Here is a 13032-nt window from a genome sequence, read left to right as displayed (position 1 = left end):
GCCATTCGCAAATCAATACACTGCTAACCCCAATCACCTCCGATGAAAATAGAAAAAGTCGAAACTGAGCTTTATCACGTTCCACTGGCGAAACCCGTCGTTGACGCGATCCACGGTGTTCAGCGTGAGTTTTCGCTGATCGTCGTGAAGATCACGACCGACGATGGTGCGACGGGGATGGGGTACACCTATAGCGTCGGAAAGGTCGGCGGTACTTCGATCGCGACTCTCGTCAAGGACAACCTTGTTCCGCTATTGATCGGCGAAGACCCTCGCCGCATCGAACAGTTGTGGAACAAAATGTGGTGGGCGTTGCACTACGTCGGGCGCAGCGGGATCGCCGTCTTCGCGCTTTCGGCGGTGGACACTGCGTTGTGGGATCTCAAGGCACGCATGGCGAACGAGCCAATGTGGCGTTTCTTGGGTGGCCACGATAACAAAGCCGAAGCGTACGGTGGCGGCATTGATTTCGACATGACGATCCCGCAACTGCTCGATCAAACTCAGGGCTTCCTGGATGCGGGAATTCGCGCGATCAAGATCAAAATCGGTCGCGAGTCGATCGCTCAGGAGTGCGAACGGATCGCAGCGATCCGCGAGTTCATCGGCCCGGACAAGAAACTCATGGTCGACGTGAACATGAAGTGGAGCGTCGAGCAGGCACTCCGCGCGGTTCGCGCGTTCGAGAAGTACGATCTGTACTGGATCGAAGAACCTACGATTCCAGATGATATCGAAGGGCACCGCCGGATTGAAACGGAAGGACCGATTCCGGTCGCAACGGGCGAGAACCTCCATTCGATCTACGAATTCAAAGAGATGATTTCGCGTGGCGGCGTTTCTTTCCCCGATGCGGACATCTCGAACCTCGGCGGCATCACCGCGTTGATGAAGGTCGCGCACATTGCCGAGGCGTATAACCGAAATCTGACCACACACGGCATTCAGGAAATGCACGTCAGTTGTTTGGCGGCGATTCCGAACGCATCGCTGTTGGAAATACACGCATTCCGACTCGACGATTTCCTCGTTCACCAACTCGAGATTCGCGACGGCTACGCCTACGCGTCGGATCGCCCGGGACACGGTGTCGAGATCGATTGGGAAAAGATCGCCGCTCACCGCGTGGCGTTTTCGGAAGAGTGCGTGATGGCACCAACCTATTGATCGGTCCAAATTCGACGTGGAACGCCACGTTCGGCGTCGATTGATTGATCGCTTGAATGATCGGAAGCGAGCCTGAGTAAAGCAGCCGGCACACTGTTTGAACGCCAGACTTGTCAACAGCAAACGCATGAAGGCTGAAATCGCTGCCGGCTAGCCCCGCGGGGGTGTCGGCTCAAGTTTAGAACGATCGCGATTCGCAGACGCGAGCTCGGAACCGCATGGATGCATCCGAACCGCAAGCATGGCGAATGGATCGATTGCGTTCGAAAACCTGCACCAACACCATGTTGGCGCGCGTTTCGATGAACGCGTTCGAATCAACGCGTGCTACCGATGAGATCATGGACGCCCCCCCTGAATCAGCTCCGCCTGAATCAGCTCCCCTTGAACTAGCTTCACGGGCAACCGCATCTGTCGCGACGCTGTTCGTGTCGCGACCGCAACGGCAAGCGGTTGCCTCCCGCCCTCCTATCTCACGCGAGCAATCAATGAACACGTGGCAGACGTCTCGAATACTTGTCTTGGCACGATCCGGTGCGACCTTCAGTTTGGTAGGTATCTTCGCCGCAGTGAGCGTATTTGGCTTGGCAGGAACACCGGCGTTCGGTGACGAACCCGATAGCGGCGCCGCCAACGCAGCCGTTTTCCCCTACGGCAATGTGCCTGCCGAAAAGCCCGACGTGCCGCTCAGTGCAGCGATGAAGCGTGTCTACGATGGAACGTACACAGGGCTGGACTGCGCGAGCAACGAGTTGTTCAGCCGGTTCAAGTACACACCGCTGAAGGGTTTCGACTATCACGGTCACGATGGCACCGTGTCGCGACGTGATGCAACCAAGATCATTCGCGTCAACGGAAAGTACTACGTTTGGTACACGAAACGTCATACCCCGACTCCACCCAACTACGACGGAGGCGCCAACGAGACGATCCCATCGCGAGACTGGGATCTATCGGAAATTTGGTACGCCACGAGTGAAGACGGGTTCACGTGGGAGGAACAAGGCGTCGCGATCGAGCGGATGAAGAAGCCGCTCGCCGGTTGGCGTTCAGTGTCCACGCCGGACATCTTGGTATGGAAGGGCAAATACTATCTCTACTATCAGGCGTATCTATTCATGCCCGGCAGCCGAGAGTCCAGCGGCACCAACGGCGATGACTGCCCGGTGTCGGCATCGGTTGCCGATTCACCCGATGGCCCATGGACACCGTCAAACAAAATCGTCGTGCAGAACGGCCCGCCGGGCTCGTGGGATCAATACGTCATCCATGACCCGTACCCTCTCGTCCGCGACGGCAAAATCCATCTGTACTACAAAGGTGAAATGGGCGGAGAGCCGCTGCCTGTTCGGGCTCAGGGTTTGGCCATCGCCGAGCATCCTTTTGGTCCGTTTCGCAAACACCCTTTGAACCCGGTTATCAATTCCGGCCACGAAACCTCCCTGTTCCCGTTCCGCAGCGGATTGGCGGCCCTGGTCAGTCGCCATGGTCTTGAACACAACACGATTCAATACTCACCCGACGGTGTTAATTTCGAGATCGCTGCGATCACCGGACTGATGCCGATCGCGCCGGGTGCGTACGTGCCTGATGCGTTCACTGATACAAAAGACGGTCGCGGTATCACGTGGGGTCTATGCCACTTCCGCAACCTGAAACGTGACGAAGGCAAAAGCCACAGCATGCTAGCCAGGTTCGATTGTGACCTAAGTCTTGATGTTGATGACATTGAGATGAAAGAAAGTGATATCTTCAATGATCCGGAGATCAACTTCAAATTTGGTCTCACGGAAAAGCAACGCAAACGCATCGAAGCGGCCGCGCGAAATCCCTCCCGGTGAGTGAACGTTCGCTTGTGCGTTGCTGCATAGGCGGGTGCGTGAACACTCCCGATCCCCAACCTCTCGCTTCGCTCTATTCTTTTCTGGAGAAGATCAATGAGTACCCATTCTCGGATGACCCGCCAATGGCTCGCTGTTGGATCGATGATCATGTTGTCTATCATCGGTTGCAGTTCGAAATCCGATAGTAGCTCCGCGGACGGCAGTTCGGGCGAGAACGACAAACCGGTGATCGGTTTTGTTCAGACCGGCTCGGAAGGTGACTGGCGAAAGGCTCACACGGTTTCAGTTCGCGAAGCGGCCGAAGCGGCAGGATACGAACTGCGTTTTGCCGACGGCCAAGCGAAACAGGAAAATCAAATCAAGGCGTTGAGCTCATTCGTTGCTCAGGGTGTTGACGGAATCATCCTGGCACCGCTCGTTGAAACCGGATGGGACAACGTTCTCGAAAAGGCCAAAAAGCGAAACATCCCAGTGTTGATTCTCGACCGCCAAGTGGACGTGAAGGACGACTCGCTTTTCGTCACCTACATTGGTGCGGACACGTATAACGAAGGTCGTCTCGCCGCAGAGTGGTTGATCGAGAAAACGGGAGGAAAGGCCAAAGTCGTCGAACTGCAGGGCACGCCTGGCGCATCGCCGACGATCAATCGCTACAACGGGTTCCGGGACGTGATCGGTGAAGAATCCGGCATCGAAATCATCGCTTCGCAAAGTGGTGACTTTCGCCGGTCCAAAGGAAAAGAGGTCATGGAAGCCTTCTTGAAAAAGCACGGCGACGAGATCGATGTCGTCTACGCCCACAACGACGACATGGCGATCGGTGCGATTCAGGCGATCGAGGACGCGGGCAAGAAACCGGGCGACGACATCATTCTGGTTTCGATTGACGGCGTGCGAGCCGCGTTTGAGGCAATGGTCGAAGGCAAACTGAACTGCACCGTTGAATGCAATCCTTTGCAGGGACCGATGGCGTTTGAAGCGATGGATAAAATCCTCTCGGGCGATATCGGAGACATGCCGAAGAAACAAATGATCAAGGACGAAGTCTATGAACGCGAGAATGCCAAAGAGGTAATCGATTCTCGCAAATACTAGGACACGGCATGTCTGAACCGGCACTACTAGAAATCAACGCGTTGCAAAAGAGTTTCCCGGGCGTCAAGGCGCTCGCGGGGGTCGATTTTCGCGTGCGTCGGGGCGAAGTACACGCGCTCATGGGCGAGAACGGCGCCGGCAAATCGACGTTGATCAAAGTCCTCAATGGCGTGCACGATCGAGACTCGGGCGAAGTCCGTCTCGATGGTCAGGTGATCCACCCGCGGGCTCCCACCGAGGCGGAGTCGCTCGGAATCAGCACGGTGTTCCAAGAAGTGAATCTGATCCCCAGCCTCTCAGTCGCCGAAAACATCGCACTGGGACGGCAACCTCGGCGATTCGGTTTAGTGAACTGGCGTGAAGTGAAACGATCGGCGCGGACGGCGATCGAGCGTCTCGGTCTGTCGATCGATGTTGATCGCGAATTGAGTTCTTACTCGGTCGCGACTCAGCAAATGATCGCAATCGCCAGGGCCATCAACCTCGACGCCAAACTGCTCGTTCTCGATGAACCGACCTCGAGCCTTGATGAGAAAGAAGTCGAGGAGTTGTTTTCGGTCATGGAACGACTGCGTGACCAAGGTTTGGGCATCGTGTTCGTGACGCACTTTCTGGATCAGGTCTATCGGATCTGTGACCGAATCACGGTACTGCGAAACGGACAGCATGTCGGAGAGTACGTGACCGCCGACCTGCCGCGCATTGAGTTGATCGCCAAGATGCTCGGTAAAGAAACTGCGGATATCGAATCGATGGAAGCGGCGACGGTTGCCGCGCATCATCAAGACGCAATAGCCGATGGAAACGATACTGAGCAAACTGCCTTTGTTCGTGCCAAACAGTATGGCCGCCGCGGTGCGATTGAGCCGTTCGATTTTTCGATACGCAAAGGGGAGGTCGTCGGACTCGCCGGTTTGCTCGGAAGCGGTCGTACCGAAATCGCTCGCCTGCTCTTTGGGCTCGATTCGCCGACCGAGGGAACGTTGGAAGTCGACTCCGAGGAGAGAACCAACTGGAATCCTCGCCGAGCGATTGATGCCGGGATCGCGTTCTGCCCCGAAGACAGGAAGGTGGAAGGCGTGATTGCCGAGTTGTCGGTGCGGGAAAACATCGTCTTGGCGATGCAAGCGAGTCGTTCGGTTCTGCGAACGTTGCCGATGAAGAAACAGGTCGCGTTGGCCAATCACTACATCGATGCATTGAAGATCAAAACACCGTCAACGGAGACTGCCGTCGGGACATTATCGGGCGGCAACCAGCAGAAAGTCTTGTTGGCCCGTTGGCTGGTGATGAATCCCAAATTGATTATTCTCGACGAACCGACACGAGGGATCGATGTGGGAGCCAAAGCCGAAATTGAAACACTGGTGGCGTCGCTGCGACGTGAAGGGATGGCTGTCGTGTTCGTTTCATCGGAATTGGATGAGGTCGTACGCACGTGTCAACGCGTCGCGGTTCTTCGCGATCAAAAGGTGGTAGGAACGCTCGCCGGCGACGACGTCAACGAACAAGGAATCATGGAAATGATCGCGCGCAGTCATGACTGAATCGAATCAGAATGCCGAGGTGAACCGCACGTCATCCAATGCCTTTGGCAAGGTAATGGGCAGTCGAATTTTGTGGCCGTTGGTGAGTCTCGTCGTTGTGCTGGTGTTCAACGCGATCTTCATTCCTTCGTTCTTTACGATCGAAGTACGAGACGGTGCCTTCTATGGCAGCCTGATCGATGTGGTCAATCGTGGCTCGATCGGAATCATTCTCGCGTTGGGAATGACGTTGGTGATCGCCACCGGGGGCGTTGATTTGTCGGTCGGTTCCGTGATGGCAATCTCCGGAGCGGTCGCCGCCTTGATTCTCACCGAGACCGACTTGGGCATGTGGGGGTTGTTGCCTTCGGTCCTGTTGGTTGCGTTGCTAGCAGGATTGATGAACGGCGTCCTGGTCGCGTACCTCCAGATTCAACCAATCATCGCCACATTGATCTTGATGGTTTCGGGACGCGGAATCGCGAAGTTCATTACCGGGGAAAAGATCATCACGATCGGTGATGAATCGCATAACTACTACTTTGATTTTATTGGGAAAGGGCATCTGTTTGGTCTGCCTTTCACGGTGACTCTCTTTGCTGTGTTGTTTTTGCTGACGTGCCTGCTCGTCCGAGCGACGTCTTTAGGTTTGTTCATCGAGTCTGTGGGAGCAAACGAAACAGCGAGCCGAGCCAGCGGGATTGCCGATCGTCGCATTAAGATCGCGGTTTACATTTTCGCTGCTTTCTGTGCCGTGATCGCTGGACTGATTGATTGTTCGAATATCAATGCAGCGGATACGATGAACGCGGGAGTCTTCACGGAACTGGATGCGATCTTTGCCGTCGTGGTCGGTGGCACTTCGCTGACCGGCGGGCGATTTTCATTAACCGGTTCCCTCATCGGGGCGATCCTGCTGCAGACATTGATGACCACGCTGTACACCTACGGCGTGCCGTCGGACGTCGCACCGGTTCCCAAGTCGCTCGTGATCATCGCAGTTTGTCTTTTGCAGTCGCCTGTGTTTCGATCCAAGGCGCGACGATTGGTTGGTCGGGGGGCGACGGCGTGAGCGGCAACGAAAGCAATGCCAACCAAGGCAGCGGGAACACGCGAGGCAGTCTGCTCCCGAAGAAGTGGATCCCACTGTTGGTCACCGCAGTGGTGTTTGTGCTCCTATTTGCGTCCGCATCGATGCGGTTCGAGGGATTCGCGTCGATGTATGTCGTCGCAGACCTTTTTTCCGAGAATGCGTTTTTGGGGATCACCGCCATCGGGATGACGTTTGTGATTCTCTCCGGCGGAATCGACTTGTCCGTCGGTTCGGTAATCGGCTTCACCTCGATTTTGGTTGCCTCGTTAATCACAGATTATGGAATGTCACCGTGGATCGTTTGGGCGATCGCACTGACGCTCGGAACCACTCTCGGCGCCGCGATGGGGACGTTGATACACGTGTATCGTTTGCCGGCGTTTTTGGTGACCCTCGGCGGTCTCTTCTTTGCGCGTGGGATGGCTTTCCATGTCAAACCAGAGGCGGTGCAAATCGACCATCCTGTCTACGACCGTCTCGGTGATGTTGCGATCCCAATCGGTGGCGGTGCCGAGTTAGGGATTCCGCCGCTGATTTTTCTGAGCCTGTTTGTGATTGCGTTGGTGGTTGCTCATTACACTCGATTCGGACGTAACGTCTATGCGATCGGTGGCGACGAGGAGTCGGCGGTATTGATGGGATTGCCGGTCGGCAAGACCAAGATCCTGGTCTACACCGTCAACGGTTTTCTGTCCGCGTTGGCCGGGATCACGATGACTCTGTACATGGATTCGGGAAATCCGATCAATGCGACCGCGTTGGAATTGGACGCCATCGCGGTCGTCGTGATCGGGGGAACGTTATTGACCGGCGGCGTCGGATATGTCGCAGGCACATTGCTGGGGCTTCTGATCTACGCGACAATCTATCAGGTCACGTTCTTTGCCAGTCTCCGTTCGTCGCTGGCAACGATCGCGATCGGTATGCTGCTGCTCGGGTTCATCGTTCTGCAGAAAGTCGTTCACCGGGACTAAGTTCTTACCGGAAATATGCTCTACCCGGAAATAGGTTCAGAGCGAGGTGAGAAGCCTATCTATGGCGAACTTCGATGCGGAGAACGTTGTCGAATCCCTATCACTGGCGCGAGGTCTTCGCCAAAGTCCACGGTACTGCCAGTCGTCAATTCCGCGAATGAGTGAGTTCCTATGCCGGCAAAGTGTTCTGTATTTATCGCGACGAGTCTCGACGGTTTTATCGCGCGGAGCGACGGATCATTGGATTGGCTCGATCAGGCAAATGCAATGGTCCCTGAGGGCGAGGATTGTGGCTATCAGGCGTTCATGGGATCGGTCGACGTTCTCGTGATGGGACGAAAAACCTATGAGAAAGTGCGTACTTTCGGAGAGTGGCCTTATGGTGATCAACGCGTCGTTGTTTTGAGCCGGAAGGACATCTCGTTTCCAGAGGAAATGCCGGCCTGCGTGTCGCACTCGTCGGAGTCTCCAGAGACGCTACACAAACGACTTTCCGACGAGGGAGCCGAGAAGTTATACATCGATGGTGGGGCGACGATCTGCCGTTTTCTCAACGCAGGACTGATCGATGAGATGATCATCACAGTGATTCCGGTGGTGATCGGGTCAGGCATTCCGCTGTTTGGTTTAGCGGTGGAAGACCGATGGTTGACACATCGTTCCACCACAACGTACGAGTTCGGTTTTGTCCAATCGACCTATGACGTGAATCCCAACGGCGGATCACGTTAGAGCGTTCTTGCAAATGACGTAGCCGATGTCGCCAAACTTGGGTCCGGAATTCTCGCGAATCCTGCTACCGGGATCGGACACGTCCAATTTCGAAATGCGTTAAGCCAATAGAAAGCAGTTCATGTCAACCACGTCATCGGGAACCGGATTCAGCCTGAAGGATCAACTCTTCAATCGAGAGCGAGTTACCTACCTCGCGAGATTGTTCCACGAGCAGGATCACGAATTCGATCAGACCGCATTCGTTCGCACGACGATGCGAGGGTTCTCGAAACTCGAACTGAAAGAGCGCATCGTGCGAATCGCAACGACGCTCGAACGATTCTTGTCCGACGATTTTCGAGTGGCCGCGAAGCAGATCACCCAAGCGTTGCCGCCACCTCTGGATCCTCGTCGAAGCGACGACGATTTCGGTGATTTCATTTTCGCTCCTTTGGGAGAGTACGTCGTCCGCAACGGGATGGACCCAAAGCATTTGAAGTTGTCGCTGCGAACTCTCAAATCGCTGACGCAGCGGTTTTCCATGGAGGACGCGATCCGTTCGTTTATCAACGAGTATCCCGATGAGACGATGAGAGAACTCAGTAAATGGGCGACGCATTCCCACTACCACGTGCGACGGTTGGCGAGTGAAGGGACTCGTCCGTTGTTGCCGTGGTCGAAGCGATTGCTGATTGATAGTACGGCTGCGATTCCGATTCTCGATGAGGTGCACGGGGATCGCACTCGCTATGTGACGCGATCGGTTGCCAACCATTTAAACGACATCTCGAAATCGCATCCGGATGTGGTGCTTTTAACGCTCGAGCGATGGAAGCGAGAGGAACGACAATCTGCCGATGAGTTGCATTGGATGTCTCAGCACGCGCTACGCACGCTGGTCAAGAAAGGCGACCGAGACGCACTCCAATTTCTCGGTTTTCGCAGTTGCCCGGACGTCGAGATATCTGAGTTTTCTCTGCGGCGCACCGAAATTCGTCCTGGCGAGGCGGTCGAGTTTTCGTTCGTTGTCGATGCCAGACGAGACGAAAGGTTGATGGTGGATTTTGTCATCGATTTTATGAAAGCAAACGGCAAACGTTCGCCGAAGGTGCACAAATTAAAACAGCTCGAAGTGAAAAAGGGCAGCCAGACGGTTATCCAAAAGAAGCACGTTCTCCGTGCCAACGCCACGACATACACCCTCTATCCGGGAACACATCAACTAGCTCTGCAGATTAACGGTCAAAACAGGGGCACTCTGTCTTTTGAACTGCTGTAGCGTTTGCAAACTACCACGATCGCTCGCCCAGCACAGGCTGTCATGCGATCTGTCCGATCGAGCAATCGCGAAGAGACGATTCGGTTGACGCATTGACGATCGGTTCGATGCGAACTGACATCGTGACACGCGATCGAGTATCAGTGGCAGCTCGATATGGATGCCTTTTGCGGTTGAGGCGCCCCAGTCGTTCGGGCCCGTACGATTCATTTTCGCATGAAGACGACCGACGTGCGTATCTCACGAATGATTGGATGCTGCGTCGTCGCGGGGCCGAAAGAGAGGAACGTTTCGCGACCGGTTTGTCATCCTTTAGGTGGCAAACTCACTAGCGGACAGACTCCTGATAGCGACGGTTCGCTTGCCTTTAACGCGAGTCGACGCGACGTCATCGATCCCCCCATTTCCAAGAGTGTTCCATGACAATGAAACTGATGCATCACCGGTGTCTTTGTTGGTCTGTTGCTGCCCTCGGTTTGGTTAGCACGGTGGGATGCCAAACGACCAGTCACATGCAGCAAGATGCTGCGGTCGGCACCTTTTTAGGGAGCGCGGCCGGAGCTGTGATCGGACACCAATCGGGGCATGCCGGGGAAGGCGCGTTGATCGGTGCGGCCACCGGTGCCGTTGCCGGTGCGATCGTTGGAGACGCCAAAGACGCTCGCGAAGAAAGAGACGCTGCGTTGAGCCAGGTCAGTCATCCGGTGCAAGACGCTTCGCTGACGAATTTCGATTTGATTCGCATGTCGCAATCCGGGTTGGGCGACTCTGTGATTATCAACACCGTGCAAACACGCGGTGGCACGTTTGATTTGAGTCCGGACGGTCTGATCAACTTGAAATCCAATGGTGTTTCCGACGGAGTAATCGTCGCCGTGCAGTCGGCGTCTCAGCAGAATCAAGCCGCGGGGTATGCGAGTTCATCGACAACGTACGTGTCACCATCGAGTAGCATCTACGTGGTCGCTCCTCAGCCTGCCGTTCGAGTCGTTGCTCCGGTGCGACGGGCTCCCGTGGTGCGAACCCGTCCTCGTCGGTCGTCGTTTCACTTCCGATTCTAAAGCGTCTTCATCAACGTGAGACAACCGAAGAACGTTACCTCTTAGGTTCGTTTTCGAACGGCGCGGTATTCTCGCGGAGTCAGTCCTGTTGCCCGGCGAAATTGACGGGTGAACGCGCTTTGATCGGCGTACCCTGCTTCCAAACCGATGGAGGCGATCGACATGTCGGTGCCGATCAAAAGATTTTGAGCCGTATCGATACGCGCCTTCATCAACCACTGACCGGTGCTGATTCCAAAAATTTGTCGCATGCGGCGATCGAGTTGGTACCTCGACATCATCGCAATGGATGCGAGTTGCTCGACCGAAGGCGGTTGCGAAAGGTTGTCCTCGGCGTACTTCAACGCTTCTGCAACGTGGGCATACTCTTCCGTTTCGTAATCGGGCAATTTGAGATCTTGAGAGATCCCGACAAGTCCGATCACGTTTCCGTTTCGGTCTTTCATGGGCAGTTTGGTGGTCATGCACCAACCCACAATTCCCGACGGATAGAGATGCAGTTCCAATTGAGAGAGCAACGGTCGTCCGGTCTCAATGACCTGCCGATCCTGCTCCACATAACGTTGCCCCAACGGAGCATCATGTAATTGATCTGCCGTTCGCCCGAGCACATCTTGTTTCCCACGGACACCGCTGCGTTGGACGAGCGTCTCGTTGACGACCAAATATTCACCGCGAGTGTTCTTGATAAAAAACACACTGTCGGTGAGGTGGTCGAAGAGCTCTTCGCCCGTGAAGGGGCTCGGTAGCTGTTGGAAAATTTCCTCGATCATGTTTGCCACCGGTTAGTGGGATGTGCGCGTTTTCTAAAATGTTAGCTACGTCGCTCACGCCGTCAAATCGAATGATGAATGAATCGGAGCCGCGAAGCGTGTCTCTCGGATGGATGCACGATACCGATACCGCATCCTCGCTTCTATCACGATGTCGTTTCAGCGAAAGCATCCGTCCCCCAACGTTGATCCGGCTTCGATAGTTCGAAAACCACGCTTTTCCAGCGTAAATGGGAGTGCATGGGCACGAGTCCTGTCAATGCTCAGTTGGAATATTTGTGCCCGATGCATTATGAGCCGAGCGACACATCATGGTGCGTCGTTGGAATCAGGTGGATCACATGAGATTGAATTACCGCCGGTGGCGTACGATTCAAAAAGAATGCAATTGTGCGCATTTTTTTGTTTCGTCTGCCAACGCGGACAAGAACCGGTTGGCTCTGTCACTTACTCTTTCACTGTCGAGAGTTCGGACGATGGTTTGCCCGGATTCGCTCAGATTCCTTGACTGTCCACGGCCAACTGATTCGACAGTCGCTACCAATCCTGGAGTTGTGTGTGTCCGAAAGTGCAACAATTTTCCGCGGGTGTATTCCCGCTCTGATGACTCCTTGCGACGCGAGCGGCAAACCTGATTTTGACGCATTGGTTCGCAAAGGCGACGAATTAATCGATCACGGGATGCGAGCGGTCGTTTACTGTGGATCGATGGGTGACTGGCCCTTGCTGTCCGACGAACAGCGACAAGAGGGGGTTCGTTTGCTATGCGAAGCGAATGTCCCGGTTGTGGTCGGGACGGGCGCACAGAACCCGCGTTTGGCGGCCCAGCACGCCGCTCACGCACAGGAAGTCGGTGCCGCCGGATTGATGGTGATCCCACGTGTGCTCTCGCGAGGAATCTCTCCGACGGCACAGCGATCGCATTTCGCGGATATCCTGAAGGCGGGAGAGAGCCTCCCCTCGGTGATCTACAACAGCCCATACTATGGCTTTGAAACCAAAGCCGATTTGTTTTTTGATTTGCGTGCGGACCATGCCAACCTCATCGGTTTCAAAGAGTTCGGCGGGGCCGCTTCGCTGAGTTACGCGTCCGAGTTCATTACCAGCGGTGATCCCGACTTGACTCTGATGGTCGGTGTCGACACGCAGGTCTTCCATGGGTTTGTTCGTTGCGGCGCCGCAGGGGCCATCACCGGGGTAGGGAACGCCCTGCCGACCGAGATTCTCCGGTTGGTGGAACTATGCCAAATGGCGGCGACCGGTGACGTGGAAGCGCGACGATTGGCGGAAGAACTCGACAACGCTCTCGCGGTGCTGGCGAAGTTCGATGATGGTCCTGATTTGGTACTGCACTACAAGCACCTGATGGTCTTGGAAGGCAACCCGGAATACACTCACCATCTTCATTCCTCGGACGCGCTGAGTCCGTCGCAGCGGGCGTTCCTCGAAAGTCAGTGGAAGCTCTTCCGGGCATGGTGGGAACAATGGCCGGGGAAAGCATCTTGA

11 protein-coding genes are annotated in these 13032 nt (G+C 55.2%); 10 read left to right on the top strand and 1 reads right to left on the bottom strand.

All coding sequences use genetic code 11. The features are described 5' to 3' along the window. The first annotated feature begins 42 nt into the window (after positions 1–42). The 9 genes from RSSM_RS07690 (at position 43) to RSSM_RS07650 (ending at position 10753) form a co-directional block, all read left to right on the top strand. Positions 43–1167 carry a mandelate racemase/muconate lactonizing enzyme family protein gene (locus RSSM_RS07690; RefSeq protein ID WP_008676334.1) on the top strand — a complete coding sequence of 375 codons (1125 nt, stop codon included), beginning with the start codon at positions 43–45 and terminating at the stop codon, positions 1165–1167. A 488-nt stretch (positions 1168–1655) separates the two neighbouring features. Beyond that, positions 1656–3008, top strand: a complete 1353-nt coding sequence (locus RSSM_RS07685; protein ID WP_144059638.1) for a glycoside hydrolase family 117 protein — start codon at positions 1656–1658, stop codon at positions 3006–3008. Between the two features lie 96 nt (positions 3009–3104). Further along, positions 3105–4106, top strand: coding sequence for an ABC transporter substrate-binding protein (locus RSSM_RS07680; RefSeq protein WP_144059637.1), 1002 nt, complete (start codon positions 3105–3107; stop codon positions 4104–4106). An 8-nt stretch (positions 4107–4114) separates the two neighbouring features. Further along, positions 4115–5653 carry a sugar ABC transporter ATP-binding protein gene (locus RSSM_RS07675; protein WP_008676328.1) on the top strand — a complete coding sequence of 513 codons (1539 nt, stop codon included), beginning with the start codon at positions 4115–4117 and terminating at the stop codon, positions 5651–5653. Next, positions 5646–6704, top strand: a complete 1059-nt coding sequence (locus RSSM_RS07670) for an ABC transporter permease (RefSeq protein ID WP_008676326.1) — start codon at positions 5646–5648, stop codon at positions 6702–6704. The genes RSSM_RS07675 and RSSM_RS07670 overlap by 8 nt, the downstream gene beginning before the upstream one ends. Next, positions 6701–7699, top strand: coding sequence for a galactofuranose ABC transporter, permease protein YjfF (gene yjfF, locus RSSM_RS07665; RefSeq protein ID WP_008676323.1), 999 nt, complete (start codon positions 6701–6703; stop codon positions 7697–7699). Before RSSM_RS07670 ends, yjfF begins: the two co-directional genes overlap by 4 nt. 171 nt (positions 7700–7870) lie before the next feature. After that, positions 7871–8431, top strand: coding sequence for a dihydrofolate reductase family protein (locus tag RSSM_RS07660; RefSeq protein ID WP_008676322.1), 561 nt, complete (start codon positions 7871–7873; stop codon positions 8429–8431). Between the two features lie 121 nt (positions 8432–8552). Further along, entirely contained in the window at positions 8553–9692 is a 1140-nt protein-coding gene (locus RSSM_RS07655; RefSeq protein ID WP_008676320.1) for a DNA alkylation repair protein, read from the top strand. Between the two features lie 419 nt (positions 9693–10111). Next, positions 10112–10753 (top strand): glycine zipper family protein, encoded by a 642-nt coding sequence (locus tag RSSM_RS07650; RefSeq protein ID WP_144059636.1) that lies wholly within the window; start codon positions 10112–10114, stop codon positions 10751–10753. Between the two features lie 41 nt (positions 10754–10794). On the opposite strand, the gene RSSM_RS07645 is transcribed toward RSSM_RS07650, so the two are convergent. Continuing rightward, the gene (locus RSSM_RS07645) at positions 10795–11526 is read right to left on the bottom strand and encodes an AraC family transcriptional regulator (RefSeq protein ID WP_044301694.1); all 732 of its coding nucleotides are present in this window, start codon (positions 11524–11526) and stop codon (positions 10795–10797) included. Between the two features lie 543 nt (positions 11527–12069). Here RSSM_RS07645 and RSSM_RS07635 point away from each other — a divergent pair. Beyond that, complete coding sequence (locus tag RSSM_RS07635; RefSeq protein WP_315850008.1) at positions 12070–13032, top strand: dihydrodipicolinate synthase family protein; 963 nt, start codon at positions 12070–12072, stop codon at positions 13030–13032.

The organism is Aporhodopirellula sallentina SM41 (genome assembly GCF_000346505.1).
Lineage (GTDB): Bacteria > Planctomycetota > Planctomycetia > Pirellulales > Pirellulaceae > Rhodopirellula > Rhodopirellula sallentina.
This window is presented reverse-complemented; position numbering and strand designations above follow the sequence as displayed.

Coding starts and splice junctions, on each gene's coding strand:
- RSSM_RS07690 (WP_008676334.1), top strand. CDS start 43: ATGAAAATAGAAAAAGTCGAAACTGAGCTTTATCACGTTCCACTGGCG.
- RSSM_RS07685 (WP_144059638.1), top strand. CDS start 1,656: ATGAACACGTGGCAGACGTCTCGAATACTTGTCTTGGCACGATCCGGT.
- RSSM_RS07680 (WP_144059637.1), top strand. CDS start 3,105: ATGAGTACCCATTCTCGGATGACCCGCCAATGGCTCGCTGTTGGATCG.
- RSSM_RS07675 (WP_008676328.1), top strand. CDS start 4,115: ATGTCTGAACCGGCACTACTAGAAATCAACGCGTTGCAAAAGAGTTTC.
- RSSM_RS07670 (WP_008676326.1), top strand. CDS start 5,646: ATGACTGAATCGAATCAGAATGCCGAGGTGAACCGCACGTCATCCAAT.
- RSSM_RS07660 (WP_008676322.1), top strand. CDS start 7,871: ATGCCGGCAAAGTGTTCTGTATTTATCGCGACGAGTCTCGACGGTTTT.
- RSSM_RS07655 (WP_008676320.1), top strand. CDS start 8,553: ATGTCAACCACGTCATCGGGAACCGGATTCAGCCTGAAGGATCAACTC.
- RSSM_RS07650 (WP_144059636.1), top strand. CDS start 10,112: ATGACAATGAAACTGATGCATCACCGGTGTCTTTGTTGGTCTGTTGCT.
- RSSM_RS07645 (WP_044301694.1), bottom strand. CDS start 11,526: ATGATCGAGGAAATTTTCCAACAGCTACCGAGCCCCTTCACGGGCGAA.